Annotated in this window: 23 protein-coding genes and 1 pseudogene; 9 read left to right on the forward strand and 15 right to left on the reverse strand. The window is 62.8% G+C overall.

Annotated features, from left to right (window positions below):
• Window position 1: 1 nt before the first annotated feature.
• The 9 genes from paaK to paaA all read right to left on the reverse strand — a co-directional run bounded on the left by paaK (window position 2) and on the right by paaA (window position 7,910).
• Window positions 2–1,312: a phenylacetate--CoA ligase PaaK gene (paaK, locus tag ACN9MW_RS27945; protein WP_426165043.1), complete on the reverse strand. Its 1,311-nt coding sequence runs from the start codon at window positions 1,310–1,312 to the stop codon at window positions 2–4.
• Window positions 1,313–1,329: 17 nt separating this feature from the next.
• The gene (gene paaI, locus ACN9MW_RS27950) at window positions 1,330–1,776 is read right to left on the reverse strand and encodes a hydroxyphenylacetyl-CoA thioesterase PaaI (RefSeq protein ID WP_426165045.1); all 447 of its coding nucleotides are present in this window, start codon (window positions 1,774–1,776) and stop codon (window positions 1,330–1,332) included.
• Entirely contained in the window at window positions 1,769–3,322 is a 1,554-nt protein-coding gene (paaH, locus tag ACN9MW_RS27955) for a 3-hydroxyacyl-CoA dehydrogenase PaaH (protein ID WP_426165047.1), read from the reverse strand. Before paaH ends, paaI begins: the two co-directional genes overlap by 8 nt.
• Window positions 3,323–3,324: 2 nt before the next feature.
• A complete protein-coding gene (paaG, locus tag ACN9MW_RS27960; RefSeq protein WP_426165049.1) occupies window positions 3,325–4,116 on the reverse strand; it encodes a 2-(1,2-epoxy-1,2-dihydrophenyl)acetyl-CoA isomerase PaaG in 792 nt (263 codons plus the stop codon).
• Window positions 4,117–4,234: 118 nt separating this feature from the next.
• Window positions 4,235–5,311, reverse strand: coding sequence for a 1,2-phenylacetyl-CoA epoxidase subunit PaaE (gene paaE / locus ACN9MW_RS27965; RefSeq protein WP_426165051.1), 1,077 nt, complete (start codon window positions 5,309–5,311; stop codon window positions 4,235–4,237).
• Between the two features lie 4 nt (window positions 5,312–5,315).
• Window positions 5,316–5,861, reverse strand: coding sequence for a 1,2-phenylacetyl-CoA epoxidase subunit PaaD (gene paaD / locus ACN9MW_RS27970; protein ID WP_426165053.1), 546 nt, complete (start codon window positions 5,859–5,861; stop codon window positions 5,316–5,318).
• Window positions 5,861–6,613 (reverse strand): 1,2-phenylacetyl-CoA epoxidase subunit PaaC, encoded by a 753-nt coding sequence (gene paaC, locus ACN9MW_RS27975; protein ID WP_426165055.1) that lies wholly within the window; start codon window positions 6,611–6,613, stop codon window positions 5,861–5,863. The genes paaD and paaC overlap by 1 nt, the downstream gene beginning before the upstream one ends.
• An 11-nt stretch (window positions 6,614–6,624) precedes the next feature.
• Window positions 6,625–6,909 carry a 1,2-phenylacetyl-CoA epoxidase subunit PaaB gene (gene paaB / locus ACN9MW_RS27980; protein ID WP_057260923.1) on the reverse strand — a complete coding sequence of 95 codons (285 nt, stop codon included), beginning with the start codon at window positions 6,907–6,909 and terminating at the stop codon, window positions 6,625–6,627.
• Window positions 6,910–6,920: 11 nt separating this feature from the next.
• Entirely contained in the window at window positions 6,921–7,910 is a 990-nt protein-coding gene (gene paaA / locus ACN9MW_RS27985; protein ID WP_426165058.1) for a 1,2-phenylacetyl-CoA epoxidase subunit PaaA, read from the reverse strand.
• 122 nt (window positions 7,911–8,032) lie between these two features.
• On the opposite strand from paaA, the gene paaX reads away from it, so the two are divergent.
• Both paaX and ACN9MW_RS27995 read left to right on the forward strand, forming a co-directional pair.
• A complete protein-coding gene (gene paaX, locus ACN9MW_RS27990) occupies window positions 8,033–8,968 on the forward strand; it encodes a phenylacetic acid degradation operon negative regulatory protein PaaX (RefSeq protein ID WP_426165060.1) in 936 nt (311 codons plus the stop codon).
• A gap of 273 nt (window positions 8,969–9,241) precedes the next feature.
• The gene (locus tag ACN9MW_RS27995) at window positions 9,242–10,369 is read left to right on the forward strand and encodes a M14 family metallopeptidase (protein ID WP_426165062.1); all 1,128 of its coding nucleotides are present in this window, start codon (window positions 9,242–9,244) and stop codon (window positions 10,367–10,369) included.
• 1 nt (window position 10,370) lies between these two features.
• On the opposite strand, the gene ACN9MW_RS28000 is transcribed toward ACN9MW_RS27995, so the two are convergent.
• The gene (locus ACN9MW_RS28000; protein ID WP_426165064.1) at window positions 10,371–11,102 is read right to left on the reverse strand and encodes a helix-turn-helix domain-containing protein; all 732 of its coding nucleotides are present in this window, start codon (window positions 11,100–11,102) and stop codon (window positions 10,371–10,373) included.
• A gap of 132 nt (window positions 11,103–11,234) precedes the next feature.
• Here ACN9MW_RS28000 and ACN9MW_RS28005 point away from each other — a divergent pair, with 132 nt between their 5' ends.
• Together ACN9MW_RS28005 and ACN9MW_RS28010 are read left to right on the forward strand one after the other, a co-directional pair.
• Window positions 11,235–11,630 (forward strand): hypothetical protein, encoded by a 396-nt coding sequence (locus ACN9MW_RS28005; RefSeq protein WP_426165066.1) that lies wholly within the window; start codon window positions 11,235–11,237, stop codon window positions 11,628–11,630.
• Window positions 11,631–11,633: 3 nt separating this feature from the next.
• Complete coding sequence (locus ACN9MW_RS28010; protein WP_426165068.1) at window positions 11,634–12,407, forward strand: DUF2145 domain-containing protein; 774 nt, start codon at window positions 11,634–11,636, stop codon at window positions 12,405–12,407.
• Here the strand turns inward: ACN9MW_RS28010 and ACN9MW_RS28015 are convergent, their stop codons facing one another.
• Window positions 12,408–12,584: a hypothetical protein gene (locus ACN9MW_RS28015; RefSeq protein ID WP_426165070.1), complete on the reverse strand. Its 177-nt coding sequence runs from the start codon at window positions 12,582–12,584 to the stop codon at window positions 12,408–12,410.
• A 99-nt stretch (window positions 12,585–12,683) separates the two neighbouring features.
• On the opposite strand from ACN9MW_RS28015, the gene ACN9MW_RS28020 reads away from it, so the two are divergent.
• Complete coding sequence (locus ACN9MW_RS28020) at window positions 12,684–13,736, forward strand: hypothetical protein (protein WP_426165072.1); 1,053 nt, start codon at window positions 12,684–12,686, stop codon at window positions 13,734–13,736.
• On the opposite strand, the gene ACN9MW_RS28025 is transcribed toward ACN9MW_RS28020, so the two are convergent.
• From ACN9MW_RS28025 to ACN9MW_RS28035, 3 genes are read right to left on the reverse strand one after another with little or no spacing between them, the layout of a single operon-like run.
• Entirely contained in the window at window positions 13,675–14,232 is a 558-nt protein-coding gene (locus ACN9MW_RS28025) for a PH domain-containing protein (protein WP_426165074.1), read from the reverse strand. The genes ACN9MW_RS28020 and ACN9MW_RS28025 overlap by 62 nt on opposite strands.
• Window positions 14,233–14,277: 45 nt before the next feature.
• Window positions 14,278–14,859, reverse strand: coding sequence for a DUF4241 domain-containing protein (locus ACN9MW_RS28030; protein ID WP_426165076.1), 582 nt, complete (start codon window positions 14,857–14,859; stop codon window positions 14,278–14,280).
• A gap of 12 nt (window positions 14,860–14,871) precedes the next feature.
• Window positions 14,872–15,702 (reverse strand): type 1 glutamine amidotransferase domain-containing protein, encoded by an 831-nt coding sequence (locus ACN9MW_RS28035; RefSeq protein WP_426165078.1) that lies wholly within the window; start codon window positions 15,700–15,702, stop codon window positions 14,872–14,874.
• 98 nt (window positions 15,703–15,800) lie between these two features.
• Between ACN9MW_RS28035 and ACN9MW_RS28040 the strand changes: the two genes are divergently transcribed.
• From ACN9MW_RS28040 to ACN9MW_RS28055, 4 genes and pseudogenes are all read left to right on the forward strand, one after another.
• Complete coding sequence (locus ACN9MW_RS28040) at window positions 15,801–16,700, forward strand: LysR family transcriptional regulator (protein ID WP_426165080.1); 900 nt, start codon at window positions 15,801–15,803, stop codon at window positions 16,698–16,700.
• Between the two features lie 116 nt (window positions 16,701–16,816).
• Window positions 16,817–17,494 (forward strand): CsgG/HfaB family protein, encoded by a 678-nt coding sequence (locus ACN9MW_RS28045; RefSeq protein ID WP_426165082.1) that lies wholly within the window; start codon window positions 16,817–16,819, stop codon window positions 17,492–17,494.
• A 13-nt stretch (window positions 17,495–17,507) separates the two neighbouring features.
• The gene (locus ACN9MW_RS28050; RefSeq protein WP_426165084.1) at window positions 17,508–17,867 is read left to right on the forward strand and encodes a DUF4810 domain-containing protein; all 360 of its coding nucleotides are present in this window, start codon (window positions 17,508–17,510) and stop codon (window positions 17,865–17,867) included.
• Between the two features lies 1 nt (window position 17,868).
• A pseudogene (locus tag ACN9MW_RS28055) lies at window positions 17,869–18,525 on the forward strand (DUF799 domain-containing protein); the annotation flags it as partial.
• Window positions 18,526–19,037: 512 nt separating this feature from the next.
• Here the strand turns inward: ACN9MW_RS28055 and ACN9MW_RS28060 are convergent.
• Window positions 19,038–20,129, reverse strand: coding sequence for a TRAP transporter substrate-binding protein (locus tag ACN9MW_RS28060; protein WP_426165086.1), 1,092 nt, complete (start codon window positions 20,127–20,129; stop codon window positions 19,038–19,040).
• Window positions 20,130–20,147: the final 18 nt, after the last annotated feature.

Here is a 20,147-nt window from a genome sequence, read left to right on the forward strand (position 1 = left end):
ATTATTCCTTGGGTCGTTTATCGATTACTCTTTTGGCCTTGCCGGTCGCGGTGCGTTCGATGCCGCCCACGCCGACCAGCGTGACGGTGGTGCTCACGCCGACATTGGTCTTGATACGCTGTTCCAGTTCGCGCGCGACATCGCCTGCGTCGGCGCGCGCCAGTCCGGCGCGCTGCTCCACCAGCACTTCCAGCTTGTCGAGGTGGCCGTCGCGGGTTACCACCAGCTGGTATTGCGGTTCGAGCTTGGGCAGCTTGCAGATCTGCTCCTCGATCTGGGTCGGGAACACGTTCACCCCGCGGATGATCAGCATGTCGTCCGAGCGGCCGGTGATTTTGCCGATGCGGCGCATGGCGCGCGAAGTCGGCGGCAGCAGTCGCGTGAGGTCGCGCGTGCGGTAGCGGATCACCGGCATGGCTTCCTTGCTCAGGGAAGTGAACACCAGTTCGCCCTCTTCGCCATCGGGCAGCACTTCCCCTGTCTCCGGGTCGATGATCTCGGGGTAGAAATGGTCCTCCCAGATCACCGGGCCGTCTTTCGATTCGATGCACTCGCTGGCGACGCCTGGGCCGATCACTTCCGACAGGCCGTAGATGTCTACCGCGTCGATGCCGGCACGCCGTTCGATCTCTCCGCGCATGGCGTTGGTCCAAGGCTCGGCGCCGAAGATGCCCACCTGCAGCGAGGACTTGGCGCAGTCCAGTCCCTGGCGCTGGAATTCCTCGACGATGTTCAACATGTAGGACGGCGTGACCATGATGATCGATGGCTTGAAGTCCTGGATCAGCTGTACCTGCTTTTCGGTCTGTCCGCCGGACATCGGAATCACGGTGCAGCCCAGGCGTTCAGCGCCATAGTGCGCGCCCAGGCCGCCGGTGAACAGGCCGTAGCCGTAGGAGATGTGCACCATGTCGCCGGCGCGGCCGCCCGCTGCGCGGATGGAACGGGCCACCACGTCGGCCCACATGTCGATATCGCGCTGGGTGTAGCCCACCACGGTTGGCTTGCCTGTAGTGCCGCTGGAGGCATGCACGCGCACGACTTTTTCGCGCGGCACGGCAAACAGTCCGAAGGGATAGTTGTCGCGCAGGGTCTTCTTGTCCGTGAACGGGAACCTGGCCAGGTCGGACAGGGACTTCAGGTCGTTCGGATGCACACCCTTCTCGTCAAAGGCCTTGCGGTAGTGCGGCACGTTCTCGTAAGCGTGCATCAGCGACCATTTCAGGCGTTCCAGCTGGAGCGCCTGCAATTCGTCACGGCTGGCGCGCTCGATCGGCTCCAGGTCGGAAGGGGCGGGAATGCGTTGGACCACGGTGCTACCTCCATCAACTAGCTATGGGTTGGAACCACCTCTCCGGCGACGCGGTGCGATTTGCCGCGGAAAGTGGCGATCATCTTGCCCTCCTGGTTGCTGACGGTGACATCGTAGATGCCGGTCTTGCCGATCAGCGTTCGTTCAACCGCCTCCGCCGTCAGCAAGTCATCCATCCGCCCGGGGGCGAGGTAGTCGATCGTGCAGCCCGCGCCAACCGTCGTGTGGTTATGGCTGTTGCACGCGAATGCGAAAGCACTATCCGCCAACGCAAAGATAAAGCCGCCGTGGCAAGTCTGGTGCCCGTTCAGCATATCGCTCCGCACCGGCATGGTCATGCGCGCATAGCCGGGGCGGATTTCTACCAACTTCATGCCGAGGGCCTGGCTGGCGGCATCGCGCGCGAACATCGCCGCGCCTGCCGCTTCGGCCAGGGCCTGCGGGTGCATCTTTGGGTCATGCATGGATCCTGGCTCCGCTCTGTTCGCGGCGGCGCAGCAGCGGCGACACGCGGTAGCGGTCTTCGCCGTAGCTGCTTGCCAGGTTCTCCAGCACTGTCACGATGTGCCTGACGCCCACCATGTCCGCCCAGGCCAGCGGGCCGCGCGGATAGTTGACGCCCTTTTGCATCGCCAGGTCGGCCGCCTGCGCGCTGCATACCCCCTGGTTGACGGCGTCGGCCGCTTCGTTGGCCAGCATGGCGACCGTGCGCATCACGGCCAGGCCCGGCACGTCATCCAGTCGCGTCACGGTGAAGCCGGCAGCCTGGAACATGCCGATGGTCGATGCCATGGCGCGCGGGCTGCACTGGTCGCTGCACGCGATGGCAATGCGCGGCGAAGCATTGAAGTCGAATACCAGGTCGTACACCACCATGTCGTCATGCTTGTCGTCGCGTGCGCGCTGGGTGGCGGTGCGGCCGTCGGTCAGGTAGATGGCGGCGCCGTTGGTATGGAAGGCCGGCGCTTCGGAGGAGCGGTGTCCTTCGGCGGAATTGCGCTTGGTGACGGCAACGCCCCGCGCCTTCAGGCGCTCGATGATCGTGGTTGCGATGGCGGTGTGGTCGCCCGGCTCGAAGCTGTAGCCGATGTACTCCGGCAGCGGCTGCGGCGCTTCTGAGCGCGGCAGCGGTGCTGCCGCGCCTTCACTGTAATCGTAGAAGCCGCGACCGGACTTGCGGCCCAGGAAGCCCGCGTTCACCATTTCCTGCTGCAGCACGGACGGCGTGAAGCGCGGGTCGCTGTAGTAGGCACGGAATACGGATTCGGTGACGGAGTAGTTCACGTCGTGGCCGATCAGGTCCATCAGCTCGAAGGGGCCCATGCGGAAACCGCCTCCTTCGCGCATCACCGCATCGATGGTGGCGGCATCGGCGGCCTGCTCGTTCAGCAGGCGCCAGCCTTCGGCGTAGTACGGGCGCGCAACCCGGTTGACGATGAAGCCCGGCGTAGACTTGGCGTGCACCGGGTTCTTGCCCCAGGCGATCGAGGTGTCGTAAACGGTTTCGGCAACGGCGGCATCGGTGGCCAGGCCGCTGATCACTTCCACCAGCGCCATCAACGGCACCGGGTTAAAGAAGTGCATGCCGACCAGGCGCTGCGGTTTGCGAAGCTTGGCGGCAATGGCGGTCACAGAGATCGAAGAGGTGTTGGTGGCGAGGATGGCGTCATCGCCGACAATGCCTTCCAGGTCGGCGAACAGGCTGCGCTTGACGTCCAGGTTTTCGACAATGGCTTCCACTACCAGCTTTGCATCGGCGACGTCCGCCAGGCCGGCTACGCCGTGCAGGCGGCTACGCGCGGCGTCGGCATCGGCGCCGGACATCTTGCCCTTTTCAACCAGCTTGCCGTACACCTTGCCGATATCGGCAATCGCCTTATCCACCGCTTCCGCGCGGGTGTCGAACAGCTTGACCGTGTAGCCGGAAGCCGCTGCGACCTGCGCGATGCCGGAACCCATTGCCCCGCTGCCGATGACGGCAACGACACTGCCTTTCGCCAGAGCCGCCATGCTTATTCCCCCTTGAAGTTTGGAGTGCGCTTGTTGATGAAGGCGTCCACGCCTTCGCGGTAGTCGTGGCTGTAGCCAAGCTCGCGCATCATTTCGCCTTCCAGCTTTAGCTGGTCGGACAGGGTGTTGCCGTAGCTGGCTTGCAGCGCGTGCTTGGTGAAGGCCAGTCCCTTGGTCGGGGCGGTAGCGAAGTGCTTGGCCATGGCCATGGCTTCGCTCATCAGTTCTTCGTCGGGAACCGCTTTCCAGATCAGGCCCCATTGCTCGGCGCGTTCGGCGGAGAGCTTTTCGCCCAGCATGGCGAGTCCGGTGGCGCGGGCGTGGCCGATCAGGCGTGGCAGGTGCCAGGTGCCACCGGTGTCCGGGATCAGGCCCAGTTTGCAGAAGGCTTCGATGAAGCTGGCGGATTTGGCGGCCAGCACGATGTCGCAGGCCAGGGCCAGGTTGGCGCCGGCACCGGCAGCGACACCGTTCACGGCGCAGATGACGGGCATCGGCAGTTCGCGCAGCGCCAGCACCAGTGGGGCGTAGAATTTTTCGACGGATTCGCCGAGGTCCACGGCTGCGCCGCCTGGTGCGACTGCGCGGTCGCCCAGGTCCTGCCCGGCGCAGAAGCCGCGGCCGGCGCCGGTCAGCACCAGCACGCGCACGGATTTGTCGGCGCGCAGCTGGGACAGGGCTTCGCGTACTTCCAGGTGCATGGCCTGGGTGAAGCTGTTCAGCTTATCAGGGCGGTTCAGGGTCAGGGTGGCGACGCCTTCTGCGATTTCAAACTTGATGTTCTCGTAGCTCAATTCATGTCTCCTTTTTAAACCAGGTAAACCAGTGTCAGACCCGCAGGGTCAGACACTGATACGCGGCGGTCGCGGGCCGGGTGTCGGACCCTGCGGGTCTGACACCGGTTCTCCGGTTTTATTCAGCCTGATCGAAATCAATAATCACTTTATCAGTGACCGGAAACGCCTGGCAGCTCAATACAAAGCCACGTGCAATCTCGTAGTCTTCCAGCGCGTAGTTGACGTCCATGTCGACTTTGCCTTCCACCATCTTGCAGCGGCAGGTAGAGCATACGCCGCCTTTGCAGGAGTAACGCATATCGAGACCCGCACGCAAACCGGCATCCAGGATCGACTCCTTGTCCTTCTCCATGGTGAACGAAGCCGCATTCCCGTCCATGATCACGGTGACTTCCGTCAGGTGCGGTGCTGCATCGGCCTGCACGCGCGGCTTGTGCTGGTGCTTTGGAATGCTTGCAGCGAACAGCTCAATCTTGATGTTCGACTTTGGCATGCCAGCCTCCTGCAGGGCAGCGGAGACACCAAGCATCATGTCTTCCGGTCCGCAGATGAAGGCGGTGTCGTAGTCCTTGATGTCGATCCAGTGCTGCAGGAACTGCTCGGTTTTTTCCTTTGTGATGCGGCCGTTGAACAGCTCAATATCCTGCTGCTCGCGCGACATCACATAGACAATGTTCAGTCGTTCAAGATAGGCATCCTTCAGCTCCATCAGTTCCGTCTTGAAGATCACGGACGAGGAAGCGCGATTGCCGTAGAACAGGGTAAATCGGCTGGTCGGCTCGGTCATCAGGGTAGTTTTGATGATCGACAGGATAGGCGTAATGCCGCTGCCTGCCGCAAAAGCCAGGTAACTCCTGCTCTGCCCCGCATCCAGCGGCACGTTGAAGTGGCCCATGGGCGGCATCACTTCGATGGTCGCACCGGGCTTCAGCGCTTCGTTGGCCCAGGTCGAGAACATGCCGCCCGGCGTGCGCTTGATCGCCACGCGCAGCGCGCCGTCCTGCACGGCGGAGCAGATCGAATACGAGCGGCGCACGTCCTCGTTATTGATGTTCGTGCGCAGGGTCAGGTGCTGGCCTTGCTGGTATTTGAAGCTTTCCTGCAGTTCGGCAGGCACGGCGAAGGTGACGGCGATGCAGTCGCGGGTCTCCTGCTGCACCTTGGCGACGGACAGTGGATAGAATTTGCTCATGGTGTCAGTGGCACTTGAAGTAGTCAAAGGGCTCGCGGCAATCGAGGCACTTGTACAGCGCCTTGCAGGGCGTGGAGCCGAACTGGCTGGTGATTTCGGTGTGGCTGGAGCCGCAGTGCGGGCAAACGACTTTCGGCGCCGGCACAGCGCCGCGGGCAACTCCGGCCTTCAGCGGATCCAACGGCGCGGCGGAGGGGCGCGGGGCGCGCAGGCCGCTGATGTCGACCACGCGCTGTGCCGGCGGCGCGATGCCGTAGCCTTTCAGCTTGGCCTTGCCCGAATCGCTCATCCAGTCGGTCGTCCAGGCGGGCGACAGGCGGGTGATGATGTCGACCTGCCTGATGCCCGCATCGTGCAACGCGCCTTGCACCGCGTCGGCGATCACTTGCATGGCCGGGCAGCCCGAGTAAGTCGGCGTGATCGTGACCGCGCAGGACGATGCCCCGGTGACCTGCACATCACGCACGATGCCGAGGTCCACTACGGAGATCACAGGGATTTCCGGATCGGAGACCTGCTCCAGCAGCGTCCAGACACGCGCTGCGTCCATCACCACTCCGAACCCGGGTAAGCGCGCTGCAGGAACTGCATCTCCGCCAGCAGGTAGCCCAGGTGTTCGGTATGGCGGCCTTGCTTGCCGCCCTTCTGCATCCAGGCGTCGGCCGCTGGCATGGCCAGCGTCGCTTCTCCGAGGATATCCGACACGTGCGACAGCCACTGCTCGCGCAGCATGGCAGCCGGGGGCGCAACGCCTTCCGCAACCATGGCTTCATCCACCGCGTCGTAGTTGAACACCTCGCCGGTGTACATCCACAGTTCGTCAATCGCCGTCTGCGTGAACTGGTGCGACACGTCGGTGCCGTCGCCCAGGCGCACAATCAGGTCGCCGCTGCGGCGCAGGTGATAGGTCACTTCCTTCAGCGACTTCTCGGCGATCTCCGCGATGCGCGGGTCGCTGCTCTTGGTCAGCGCGCCGATCAGGAAGTAATGCCAGGTATCGAAGAAGAACTGGCGCACCAGGGTGTGTGCATAGTTGCCGTTCGGCTGCTCGACCAGCAGCACGTTCTTGTAGTCATGCGCGTCGCGCAGGTAAGCCAGCTTGTCCTCGTCGCGGCCCGCGCCTTCCAGTTCTGCGGCGTAGGTGTACCACATGCGGGTCTGGCCCAGCAGGTCCAGCGACACGTTCGACAGCGCCATGTCCTCTTCCAGCGCCGGGCCCTTGCCGCACAATTCGCACAGGCGCTGGCTCAGCACCATGGCGTTGTCGCCCAGGCGCAGCAGGTAATTGACCTTGTTATCCATAGCAGGAAGCCTTACAGGTTCTTCACTTCTTCCGGCATCGGGAAGAAGGTCGGGTGGCGGTACACCTTGCTGTTGGAAGGCTCGAACAGCGGGCCCTTGTCGGCCGGTGCGCTGGCAACGATATCGGAAGCGCGCACCACCCAGATGCTCACGCCTTCGTTGCGGCGCGTGTAGACGTCGCGCGCGTTGTTGATTGCCATCTCCGCATCGGGAGCATGCAGGCTGCCCACATGCTTGTGCGCCAGGCCGTGCTGGCTGCGAATGAAGACTTCCCACAGTGGCCATTCTTTGCTCATCTTGTCTCCTCTCAGGCCGCAGCCTGCTCCTTATTGTGTTTGTCGGCGTACGCCACCAGCGCGTCGCGGAACCATGCGCCGTCTTCATAAGCCTTGACGCGGGTGCGCAGGCGCTCGCGGTTGCAAGGGCCGTTGCCCTTCAGGACCTGGTGGAATTCTTCCCAATCGATTTCGCCGAAGTCGTAGGAGCCGCGCTCCTCGTTCCATTTCAGGTCAGGGTCGGGGATGGTCAGGCCCAGGAATTCTGCTTGCGGCACGGTCTGGTCGACCATGCGCTGGCGCAGTTCGTCGTTGGAGAACAGCTTGATGCGCCAGGCGCTCGATTGCGCGCTGTTGACTGAGGCCGCGTCGGACGGGCCGAACATCATCAGCGACGGCCACCACCAGCGGTTCAATGCATCCTGCGCCATCGCCTTCTGCTCCGGCGTGCCTTTGGCCAGCGACATCATGATGTCGTAGCCCTGGCGGGCGTGGAAGGACTCTTCCTTGCAGACGCGGATCATGGCGCGCGAATACGGGCCATAAGAGCAGCGGCACAGCGGGATCTGGTTGATGATGGCCGAGCCGTCCACCAGCCAGCCGATGGCGCCCATGTCGGCCCAGCTCAGCGTCGGGTAATTGAAGATGGACGAGTACTTGGCTTTGCCGCTGTGCAGGGCCGCCAGCAATTCGTCGCGCGACACGCCCAGGGTTTCGGCGGCGCTGTACAGGTAAAGGCCATGACCGGCTTCGTCCTGGATCTTGGCCAGCAGGATGGATTTGCGTTTCAGGGTCGGGGCACGGGTCACCCAGTTACCCTCAGGTAACTGTCCAACAATTTCGGAGTGGGCATGCTGGGAAATCTGGCGGATCAGGGTCTTGCGGTAAGCCTCCGGCATCCAGTCCTTTGGCTCGATCTTGATGCCGGCGTCGATGCGCGCCTGGAATTCGCGCTCCTGCGCGTCCATATCTTCTGCGGTCTGGACCTTTTTCAGGCCAGTTTCCACCATTTGTGCGTACATAAGGAGGGCCTCCTTGTTCGGGATAGCTTCATAATACGATACAAAAACTGCTTTGCAAACGAATTTTGTGTGTCATTTAAAAATTCTGTATCTAGATCAATGACAGTGTATAAAATCGGTCTATGCAAAAAAACCAGAAAATCAATGGCTGGATCGAAGAATTCCTGGCCAGCGACCCGCCGCGCTCCAAATCGCTGGTGATGACCATCTTCGGCGACGCCATCGTCCCGCACGGGGGCATGGTGTGGACGGGCAGCTTGATCGAACTGCTGGCTCCCTTCGGCGTCAACGACCGCCTGCTGCGCACCTCCGTATTCCGCCTGGCGCAGGAAGGCTGGCTGGGCGCCCAGCGCGACGGCCGCCGCAGCAGCTATGCCATCACGCCCGACGCCATGCGCCGCTTCAGCCGCGCCTTTCGTCGCATCTACGCGCCGCTGAATGTGCACTGGAACGGCCAGTGGACCCTGGTGCTGGCCGCCGATGGCCTCGACGCCCCGGCGCGCAGCCAGTTGCGCAAGGAGCTGTTATGGGAAGGCTACAGCGTGATCGCGCCCGGCATCGCCGGCCATCCCGCCGGCGATGTGGAGGCGCTGGAAGCCCTGCTGTCGCGCCTTGGACTGCTGCAGAAGGTATATGTGGTACAGGCCAGCGAAGTGCCCGGCCTGCGCGCACGGCCGCTGGGCGAGATGGTGGCCGAAGGCTGGGACCTGAGCGAAGTGGCCGCCGGCTATGAGAAGTTCGTCGCCAACTTCAGCACCGTGCCCGGCCTGCTGGCCGAGGCAGGCGAAATCGATCCCGAGCAAGCCTTCGTGCTGCGCACTTTGCTGATCCACGCCTACCGGCGCGTACAGCTGCACGACCCGCAACTGCCAATCGAACTGCTGCCCGAGCCCTGGCCCGGCGCCCGCGCCTACGAACTGGCCAGCCAGCTCTATCGCCAGCTTTCCGGCCCTGCCGAAAGGCACATTCTCGCCGCCCTGCAACGCGAAGATCCAAGCGCCCCGCAACCCGAAACCAGCTTCCACCAGCGCTTCGGCGGCCTGCTATCATCAGCTTGATCACCGTGGAGGTAGGATGGTCCGGCCTATCGGGATTGCCAGCCTGCTGTTGTCCTTACCCCTGGTTTGCCGGGCAGGGCCCAATACGAGCAGCGCTGGGGAATGAAGCTGCCGGACGACCTGGCGGCTGGGGCCTGGCTGACAGGATGAAAGTCGGGGTCAGGTCTGGCAATCCGCCAAAATGGCGGATTGCCAGACCTGACCCCGACTTTCATTCGGTGTATCATGTCGGGCTTCGCGCGACGGCGCTTCATTTTTCCGACAGGACACACAATGTCTATCAAGATCAGCAGCCAGTTCGACGCTGGCGCCATCGATGTGGTCAGCGTTACCTCCGCTGGCGATATCGATGTCAATATCCGCAAGGACTCGCATGCGGACATCATCCAGTGGTTCTATTTCCGTGTGCAGGGCGCGCAGGCCGTGCCGCTGACCATCCGTTTCCTGAATGCCGGCAAGGCTGCCTATGCCGAGGGCTGGAAGGGCTATAACGCCGTTGCGTCCTACGACCGCGACAACTGGTTCCGCGTCCCGACTTCCTTCGATGGCGAAGTGATGACCATCGAGCACGCGCCGGAACACGATTCCATCTACTACGCTTACTTCGAGCCGTATTCGTGGGAGCGCCACCTGTCCCTGCTGGACTCCGCGCAACTGCACCCGCTGGCCGAACTGGTCGACCTGGGCAGCACCGTGGAAGGCCGCGACATGAACATGCTGGTGATCGGCGACCAGGCAGCCGAAAAGAAGGTGTGGGTCATCGCGCGCCAGCACCCTGGAGAGACCATGGCTGAATGGTTCGTGGAAGGCATGGTCGAAGCCCTGCTCGACGCCGCCAATCCATATGCCCGCCAATGCCTGCAGGATGCCTGCTTCTACATCGTGCCGAACATGAACCCGGACGGCTCCGTGCGCGGCAACCTGCGCACCAACGCCGCCGGCGCGAACCTGAACCGCGAGTGGAACGAGCCGACCATGGAGCGCTCGCCGGAAGTCTTCTTGGTCAAGGAGAAAATGAAGGAAATCGGCTGCGACTTGTTCCTGGACGTGCACGGCGACGAAGGCCTGCCTTACGTCTTCGTGGCCGGCAGCGATGCCCTGCCGAACTTCACCAGGGAGCAGAAGGCCGCCCAGGACAAGTTCATCGCCGACTTCAAGCTGGCGTCGCCGGACTTCCAGTCCGAGCATGGCTATCCTGATTCGCCATACACCCCGGAAGTGTTGACCATGGGTTCGCCGCACATCACCCACCTGTTCGGCTGCCTGTCGCTGACCCTGGAACTGCCGTTCAAGGACAACGCCAACGATCCGGACGAACTGGTTGGCTGGAACGGCGCCCGTTCCGCCAAGCTGGGTGCGGACGTGCTGCAGCCTGTCCTGCGCTCCCTGCGCCGTTTCTAAACTATCGCAGCAGCGCCCGGAATGCCTTCGGTATCCACGGGCGCGCTGCCAGCATGATGGTCACCGCGCGGCGCTGTTCCCACGGCAGCCGCGCATCATCCTGGTGCTGCAGCGAGAACTCGTCCGCCACCTGCTTCAAGCGATCCAGCAAGGCACGTGTCGATTGCTGCGACAACATCACGCTCACCAGCCGCTGCACCTCATGATGGCCGTCGAAGCGGCTATCGAAATAATCGCTGTACGCTTCGTCGCGGAAGAAGCCCTGGATCGGGCCATTCGGCAGCCAGCTGAAAGTGCGCGCCACCAGCAGCTTCACCTTGTTGTTCGGCTTGAGCATCAGGAAGCCGATCTTGTCGAGCCTTAGCAGGCAGGCCGTCGCTTCGGCGGCGCTGATCTTGTAGTTCTTCACCACTTCTTCGATTGGCACCTGGTTCAGCGCCAGCACGGCCACCACCAGCAGCTTGGTGTCGCTGATGATTTCTTTCTCCTGCGCGTAGGTGAGTTGCGAGATCAAATGCGGCGTATCGGCGCTGGCTTGCGCCAGTTCGGCAAAGTCCATCTCCAGCACAGCCAATACCTGCTCCAGCCGGTCGAGCGTGAAATTGCGGGCTGCGAACATGCGCTTGATGCTGGGTTCGGAAAGACCGATCTTCTGCCCCAGGGCGGCGTAAGTGATGCCGCGCGCCTTGAGCTGGCGTTTGAGCGCGTCGACCAGGCGGATGACGTTGGACATGCTTGAATTTCCTGCAATAAAGTATCGCAATATGATACCACCAGCATGGCGCGGCGCTACAGTGCGCAAAGCAATTGCCCTGCCCCTGGCAACGCAGCAAGATGGCCGCTCCTTTAACCTGTGGAGCAAAAAATGAAACGCACCCTGATCGCTGCCTTGCTTGCTGTCGCTTGCGCCAGCAGCCAGGCGGTGAATGGTTCGCAAGCCCTGAGCCTCGGCGGCCTGTCCGCCGTGGTTGTCGTGGCGGGATCCGTGGTGACAATGATGACCGGCAACTCGCCGGTAGTCGATTCCGTCGAGACGGTCGGCGAAAGCGTGTTGGTCGTGGTCAAAGCGGTAGGCGACGGCAGCAAGGCTACCTTGCAGTTCAGCGGCAAGGCGCTGGAAGGCGTCTCGATGGTTGCCGGCACCGCGATCAGCGTTGTGGCCATGTCGGCCGGCCATGCGCTGGTAGTATCGGGCAAGGTGATCGCCTTCATCCCGAACGAGGCGGGCAAGGCACTGCTGCATCACAGCCAGGTGAGCTAAGCCATGCGACGCCTGATCCTTGCAGTGTCGTTGGCCGGTGCAATGGCCGGCGCGGCCCACGCGGGCCAGAGCTGCGAACACAAGCCCATGTCGGTGGAAGAGGTGAAACGCGGCCTGGACCTGGCCCAGCGCAGCATGCAGGCGCTTGACGCCAGCGGCGCACAAGTGGCCGTGATTGCACGCGCCGGGCAGGACCTGTCCAAATATGGCTTGCATTATTCCCACGTCGGCCTGGCATGGCGAGATCATCCGGCAGGCCGCTGGGTGGTGGTGCAGTTGCTGAACGAATGCGGCACGGCCGATTCAGCCCTGTTCAACGATGGCCTGGGGAACTTCTTCCTGTCCGGGGTGCACGAGTACAAGGCGCAGCTGATGCTGCCTGCGCCGGAAGTGCAGCAACGGCTGGCGCAGGTGCTGGCTTCGCGCACGCCGCTACGCCTGCACCAGCCGCACTACAACATGCTGTCCTACGCCTGGTCGACGCGCTACCAGAACTCCAACCAGTGGGCGCTGGAGACGCTGGCGGCAGCCAGTGCGGATGCCGGCCGCGTCGAAACACGCGCTGAAGCGCAGCAGTGGCTCGGCCAGGCCGGCTTCCGCCCGCAGCCGGTGGAAATCGGCGCCCTGACGCGGCTTGGCGGCCGCATGTTCCGCGCCAACGTCGCCTTCGACGACCATCCGATGGGCCAGCGCATGCAAGGCCATATTACGACCGTGACGGTGGACGGCATTGAGCAGTTCATGCACAGCCGCGGCGCGCAGGTGATTGAGCTGTGACTATTTTCGGCTGAGTTTCCGCACGCGCGTCACGTGCTTGCGGCGCAGCCGTTCAAGCTCACGCGCCTGCGGGTAGCCCGGCTGGCCGGGCGCGCGCAGGTGCGGCGGGATGAGGGACGGCGCCTCCGGCTCAAAATACAGCGCGGGAAGGCGCTCGCTTTGTCGTTTGCTGGTCATGCTTCATGTTAGGCCCAGCCCCCGGAAGTTGCCAGTTTTGCGCCGGCGCAAAGGCCGTGCCGCGATCTGCGCCGATCATGGGCCTTTATGGAGGCGAACATGAAGCTATTTATTCCCTTGCTGGCTTGCGCCTTGCTCGCCGGCTGCACCTCGATGCCCTATCGCCCGGCACAGGCGGATGGCGCCTTTCCCGGCCTGGCGGACTTTGCCGCCACGGCGCCGGGGCATAGCGTCGACGTGCTGCTGGTGCATGGCATGTGCACTCATGACGCGCGCTGGGCAGATGAAACGGTGGCGCAATTGGGCAGCGCGCTCAAAGCCAGGGCGCCAGGCCCGTCCAGCGCGGTGCGCGCCATCGCAGGCGCGGATGGCATAGAAATAGTCGAGCGCACCATCACCTTGCGGCAAGGCGAATTGCGCATCAAGGCCCTGGTGTGGTCGTCCCTGACCACGGCCCTCAAGCGCCAGCTTGACTATGACCTCAGCACGCGCCTGCCGGCCACGCGCGCGAAGCTGAATGCACAGGCCAAGGACAAGCTGCTGGACGATTGCATCCCGGACGCCCTGATCTACCAGGGTGTCGCGCGCGACACCATCCAGCAGCGCATGGCGCAAGCAATCCTGCACGCGACCAGGGATGCCGCGCCGGACGCGCCCTTGCTGGTGCTGTCGTCCAGCCTTGGCAGCAAGATCCTGTTCGATACCCTGCTGCGCATGGAGGCCGCAGCCCAGAGCACCATCGACCACATGGCCTACCTGGTGATGGCTGCCAACCAGATTCCCCTGCTTGCGCTGGCCGACCAGCAGCTGCCAGGCGCCACGCCAGGCTTGGCGGCAACCGTGGTGCAGCCGCCCGACAGCCTGCGAGCCGTCCTGCTGAAGCGCCGCGCGGGTCCAGCGCCGCGCAGCAGCAGCACGGGCAGACTGAACCTGGTGGCGTTCAGCGATCCCAACGACCTGCTGTCCTATACGCTGGAGCGCGAACGCTATGCCGGGCTGGGAGTGGACGTGGTGAATGTGCTGGTATCAAATGCGCCGACATGGCTTGGCCTGCTGGAGCGCCCCGACCACGCTCACACCAATTACCTGCTCAACCCAGACGTTGCCCGAATGGTCGCGTGTGGTGAGCCGCGGAGTGCGCGCTGCGAATGATTTCGTAGACCTTGCGCGCTTCGGCGATCGTGTCGAAGCGCGGCAGCTCTTCAACCCCAGGCCAGGAAGCCAGCCCGCTGAACATATTTCCCGCAGCTGATATGCCGAAGGCAATGGTGCCCTCGCCATTTCGGTTTTCGGTCAGCGAGAACTCGCCCATTGCGCGCAAGTTCAGGCTTTTCATCCTGCGCTTGAAAATGCCGGAGCGGATGATGATGCGTTCATCGGTAACCGCGTACTCGGTATACGCGCGTTGCCACGCTTCGACCACAAAGCGGCCGGCAATCATGTAAAGCCCGACCAGCACGAAGGGGATGCCCCACAGGCGAAACAACAGGGGCGCAGCTGAATTGAAGACGGAGTATTCCCAGAACAGGGCAAAGCCGCCCCACATCAGGCTGAATGGAATCATCAGCAAATCGGAAGCGCGCAGCATCAACCCCTGTCGCGGGGCGCCGCTCCATAAGACGCGTTCATTGATCGACAAGTTATCCATGCCGCCATCTTACCCGGCAGGAGTGCCTATAAATCTGGCAGATTGTCACTTCCAGAAAATCAGTAGGCGCTTCCACCAGCTTCGGCCCGTTGGCGCTGCGTCATGCACGTTGGGAAGCACCGCGAAGTCGGTCACCAGGCTGGCCACGCGGCCATCCGCGCCATAACCGAAGTAGGAGGCGTACGGGCCGGCGCCTGCGCCGGCTGGAAAAGAGACGACGCAATCCGGGCCGGCCTGCGGGTCCATGAAACAGGCGCTGCCCGATTCCACGCTGTAGCCGAAGATCTCACCCGGCTTGAGCGTGCGGGCGTCCTGCGTCGCGACCAGCGCTGGGTACCAGTGGGCGACCGGCGTGTCGGCAAGCTGCACACGGGCATAGGCGATGCGCTCCTCGCCGTTGTCGCACCCCGCCATCGCCAGCGTGACGGGATATTCGCCGTTCGGCACGCATTGCGTAAACGGCTGCAGCCCGGCTTCGGCCTGCGGGTCGCCAGCGGCGATCTTGCCGGAGATGACTGCCAGCCGGCCAGCTTCGGCCAGCGTGAACTGAATGGTGGTCTCTTCAAACGTAAAGCGCTCCGCGGCAAAGGCGGAGCGCAGTCCTTCGGGATTGGGCGCATAGCTCATGCGCCCATCATATTACTTTTGAAGGCGTGCCAGCAATTCCTTGCCCACCAGCGGTGCCGACGCAGGATTCTGGCCGGTGATCAGTTCGCGGTCGGTCACCATATTGCCCTGCCAGTTGGCAGCCTTGGAAAACTGCAGGCCAGCCTTCTGCAGCGCGGTTTGCGGGTAGAACTTCATTTCGCCGCCGCCCAGTTGGGACTTGGACGCCTCCTCTTCATCGTTGGTGAAGACAGTGACCTTGTAGCCGGAGTAGATCCATTTCGGCTGGGCGGGCGTGGCGCCTTGCGCCAGCTTCATGGCGAAGCCCTTGGCATCAGGCATGGCCGACAGCAGTGCGATCGGACCGTGGCATACCAGCGCGGTCGGCTTGCCGTCCTGGTGGAAAGCAGCCAGCACCTTGCCCAGCGCGGGACTGGCCAGCAGATCCTGCATCGGTGCGTGGCCGCCAGGAACGTAGACCGCATCGAACTTGCCGTAGCCCTGCTGCTCCACGCGCGCCAGGCTGACCACTGGCGAATTGGCGCTGTCGGTCAGGCGCAGCTGTTCCAGCAGCTTGCGGTGCGCGTCCAGTGCCGCCTGGTCGCCGCCGAAGAACATGGCGTTGACCGAACCCTGGTCCAGCGTCGGCGCCTTGCCGTTCGGGGTGGCGAAGGTCACCGTGTGGCCTGCGTCCAGCAGCATCTTCACCGGCTGCATCAGCTCATTGAGGTAAAAGCCGGTCTGGAAGGTCTTGCCGGCTTTGAGGTCCAGCGTGGCCTCGTCGGACAGGACGACCAGCACGTTGCCGGCATTGGCGTGCATTGCCGCAGCGGCGAGCGCGATCGCAGTCAGTTTCTTCATCATGGTTTGCTCCTTGTGGAAGTTGATGGCGCTACTTTATTCGAACCTCCAACAACGATAAACTACCTTAAAACCAAACCATTTTTCCCTTAAAGGCAATAATGAGCCGAAAATACGACCACCTGGGCGACGTCGAAACCTTCGTCACCGTCGTGGAGCGCGGTTCGCTGACGGCGGCCGCCGTCGCCATGTCCACCACACCCTCGGTCGTCAGCCGCGCACTGGCCCGGCTGGAGGCGCGCCTCGGCACCCAGCTCCTGCGCCGCACCACGCGCAGCCTCGGGCTGACGGACGCCGGCCGCCTGTACCTGGAGCAGACGCGCGCCGCGCTGTCCCTGATCGACGACGCCGAACGCGCGGTGCAGGCCGAAGGGCGCGAAGTCACCGGCCGCATCCGCATCAGCGCCCCGACCACGTTCGGCCATTACCGCCTGCCCGCCCTGCTGCAGCAATTCTCCGAGCGCTATCCATCGGTACGCGTGGAGCTGAACATCACCAACCGCAACGTCGACCTGGCGGCGGAAAATTTCGATTTCGCCATCCGCCAGGGCACGCTGAAGGACAGCAGCATGATCGCCCGCAAGCTGGAGGATGCCCAGCTGGTGCTGGTCTGTTCGCCCGCATATGCGAAGCGGCGAGGCATGCCGCGCGACCTTGATGCGCTGGCAGGGCATGCGTGCCTGACATTCCAGCTGCCAAGCACGGGGCGCTCCTTCCCCTGGCAATTCCTGCGCGATGGCGAAGAGCTGGACTGGCCGCCGGCATCGGCGCTTGAAGTGACGGATGATGCGTTGGGAACGGTATCGCTGGCGGAGGCAGGCCTGGGCATATGCCAGACCTTCCGCTTCATTGCACAGGACCGGCTTGAACGCGGGGTGCTGGTGGAAGTACTGCCGGAACTGAAGGGCCGCAGCCGGCCCTTCTCACTGATCTACACGCCGCAGCGCCGGATGACCGCTGCGGCGCGCGCCTTCAGTACATGCCTCCTTGGACAGGCGTAATGGCTGATAAGCAATTTTGTTTGTTACAAAGAAAGTAACGTATAATTCCCGCCTTTACAAACCTGTCGTTCTGTCAACAATTCCGGATGGCAAGCGACCATCATCATGGAGCTCATATGGCTGCATTCCCTACCCGCACGCTGCTGATCGGCGCATGCCTCACCTCGGCCCTGTTTGGCTGCGCAACCGAAAATTCGCGCAGCCTCGAAGTCGCAACCGTGGCAAGCGCCAGCCGCCCATATGCCGGCCCGCGCAGCCTGATCGCAGTGGGTCGCTTCGACAACCGCTCCAGTTTCCAGCGCGGCATCTTTTCCGATGGCGTTGACCGCCTCGGCAGCCAGGCCAAGACTATCCTGATCTCCCACCTGCAGGAGACCAACCGCTTCAACGTGCTGGACCGCGATAACCTGGAGCAGTTGAAGCAGGAAGCAGACTTCAAACGGGAAGGCCAGTCCATCAAGGGCGCCGACTTCGTCGTGACCGGCGATGTGACGGAGTTCGGCCGCAAGGAAGTGGGCGACAAGCAGTTGTTCGGCCTGGCCGGGCGCGGCAAGACCCAGGTAGCGTACGCCAAGGTGACGCTGAATGTTGTCAACATCAAAACCTCCGAAGTCGTTTATACGGCGCGCGGCGCCGGCGAATTCAGCCTGTCGAACCGCGAAGTGCTCGGCTTTGGCGGCACCGCCAGCTATGACGCCACGCTGAACGGCAAGGTGCTCGACCTGGCCATGCGCGAGGCGGTGGAACGCTTGGTGGCCGGCGTCGAAAGCGGCGCACTGACGCTCGCCAAATAAGGACAGGCTGGGCATGAAACATATCTTCGTCAAAGCATCGATCATGATGCTCGCAGCCGGCGTGCTCGCCGGCTGCCGCACCAGTAATCCTGATCTTTACCAGTGGGGCTCGTACCAGCCGCAGGTGTACCAGCATTTGAAGGGTGAGAGCCCGAACGATCAAATCGCGGCGCTGGAGAAGGACTTGCAGCGCATGAATGCCGCCGGCAGGAAGGCGCCGCCGGGCTTCCACGCCCATCTTGGCATGCTGTATTCGATGGTCGGCCGAAGCGATCTGGTTGCGGCTGAATTCCAGGAGGAAAAAAGGCTGTTCCCGGAATCGACAACCTACATGGATCGCCTGCTTGGAACCATGAGCAAGGGTAGCAATTAAGATGTTGAAAAAAGTTTTCAAACTGGCCGCGGTATTTGCGCCGGCCGTCCTGATGGTCGGTTGTGCGACCCACACCGTGAAGCCTTACGACTACAAGGCATTCGAAGCGAGCAATCCGCGTTCGATCCTGGTGCTGCCGCCACTGAATAATTCGCCGGAAGTCGGGGCTACCGAGAGCGTGTATTCGAGCGTGAGCTACCCGTTGGCCGAAGCTGGCTATTACGTCTTGCCCGTTTCCCTGGTCAGCGAGACCTTCAGGCAAAACGGCTTGACCACCCCGGCTGACATCCACAACGTCGACACGGAAAAATTGCGGGAGATTTTCGGCGCCGATGCTGCCTTGTACATGACGGTGGAAAAATACGGCAGCACCTACAATGTTCTCAGCAGCGTTACCACGGTCTCTGCCAGTGCCAAACTGGTGGACTTGAAAACCAGGGCGCTGCTGTGGGACGGCAAGGCGACCGTCGTCGACGATGGCAACCGTGGCGGCAACAACGGGGGCGGCCTTGCCGGCTTATTGATCAAGGCCGTTGTCACGCAAATCATGAACTCCTCGACCAATCGCAGCCATGAGGTTGCCGCCCAGACCAATGCGCTCTTGCTGGCGGGAGGCAATTCGCAGGGCATTCTCTACGGCCCTCGCTCCCCGAAATACACGGGCCGCAATGGCGTCGCTCCGGGCGTCGAGGCAAATGCCGCGCGCGCCCAGCCGACCGCAGCGGCCCCGGCACCGGTTGCGCGGACGTCCCCCGCCCCAAGCGCCGATGCAGTTCAGCCAGTTGCCGCTGTGAAGCCCGTTGCAGCCATCAAGCCGGCAGCTGCCCCAGTCCAGCCAGTAGCGGCCACGGCGCCAGTTGTCGCGCAGCCTCAGCCGGCGGCGACAACGCCTGCGCCGGTGCCCGCGGTGCAGCGTAGTGCCGCGGAGCAGGGCTATGCGGATGCGCTGTCTCGCGCACAGTCCAGGTATCAGTCCCTCGATCCTGGCTCGCCATGGTATCGACAGGAGCTGTACGATTGGGTCATGGCGCGTAAAGATGAATTCGTCCGCGCTGGCAAGGCGCCTGAAGCCGCACTGAAGCTGGCACTGGCCTCCATGGAAGGCCGCTAATCGCGGCGCACGCAAGAAAAAATGCCGTTCAGCCTGCGCTGACCGGCATTTTTTTTGAACTACTTGCCTCCTCGGCCTGCCTTGATCAGGAAGTTCTGCATGGTCGATTCCGCCACCGAGGCCCACTGGTTCTGGTCGTTGCGGAAGCGCTTCCACGGTTCGTAGATCTTGGCGAACTTGGCGTTCTTCGAAGCTTCCTCCGCCATCAGCTCATTGGAGGCCTTGTAGGCCGCTTCCATGATGTCGTTGGAGTAGTTGCGCAGCTTGACGCCGCTCTTCATCAGGCGGCCCAGCGCGGTCGGGTTCTTGAAGTCGTACTCGGCCTGCATCACCACGTGGGCCTCATAGGCGGAAGCTTCAATCGCGGCCTGATACTCCTTCGGCAGCTTTTCCCATTCCTTGATGTTCACGTATAGGGTGAAGGAAGCGCCCGGCTCCCACCAGCCCGGGTAGTAGTAATACGGCGCCACCTTGTGGAAGCCCAGCTTTTCGTCGTCATATGGACCGACCCATTCCGCCGCATCGATGGTGCCCTTTTCCAGCGCCGGATAAATGTCGCCGCCGGCCAGCTGCTGCGGCACGGCGCCCAGGCGCTCCATCACCTTGCCGGCCAGGCCGGCGATGCGCATCTTGGTGCCCTTCAGGTCGGCCACGGATTTGACTTCCTTGCGGAACCAGCCGCCCATCTGGGTGCCCGAGTTACCGGCGATGAAGTTCATCACCCCGTAGTCCTTATAGAAGGCGCGCAGCAATTCCTTGCCGCCGCCCTGGTCGTACCAGGCGGTCTGCTGGCGCGAGGTCAGGCCGAACGGCACCGCGCAGTCGAAGGAGAACGTCGCGTCCTTGCCGTAGTAGTAGTACGAGGCGCTATGGCCGCATTCCACCGTGCCTGCCTGGACCGCGTCCAGCACCTGCAGGCCTGGCACCACTTCGCCGGCCGCAAACACGCGGATATTGAATTTGCCGCCGGTGAGCTGCGCCACGCGCTTGGTGAAGGTGTCGGCAGCGCCGTAAATGGTGTCGAGGGATTTGGGGAAGCTGGATGCCAGGCGCCAGGTGATGGCGGGCAGTTCGGCGGCGATAGCCGGTGCGGCGATAATTCCTGCGCCCGCACCTGCTGCGGCCTTCTTGATAAAGGAACGACGTTCCATACGTACTGTCTCCTTATG

The sequence above is a fragment of the Pseudoduganella sp. R-34 genome, from assembly GCF_049904655.1.
Classification (GTDB): Bacteria; Pseudomonadota; Gammaproteobacteria; order Burkholderiales; family Burkholderiaceae_D; genus Rugamonas.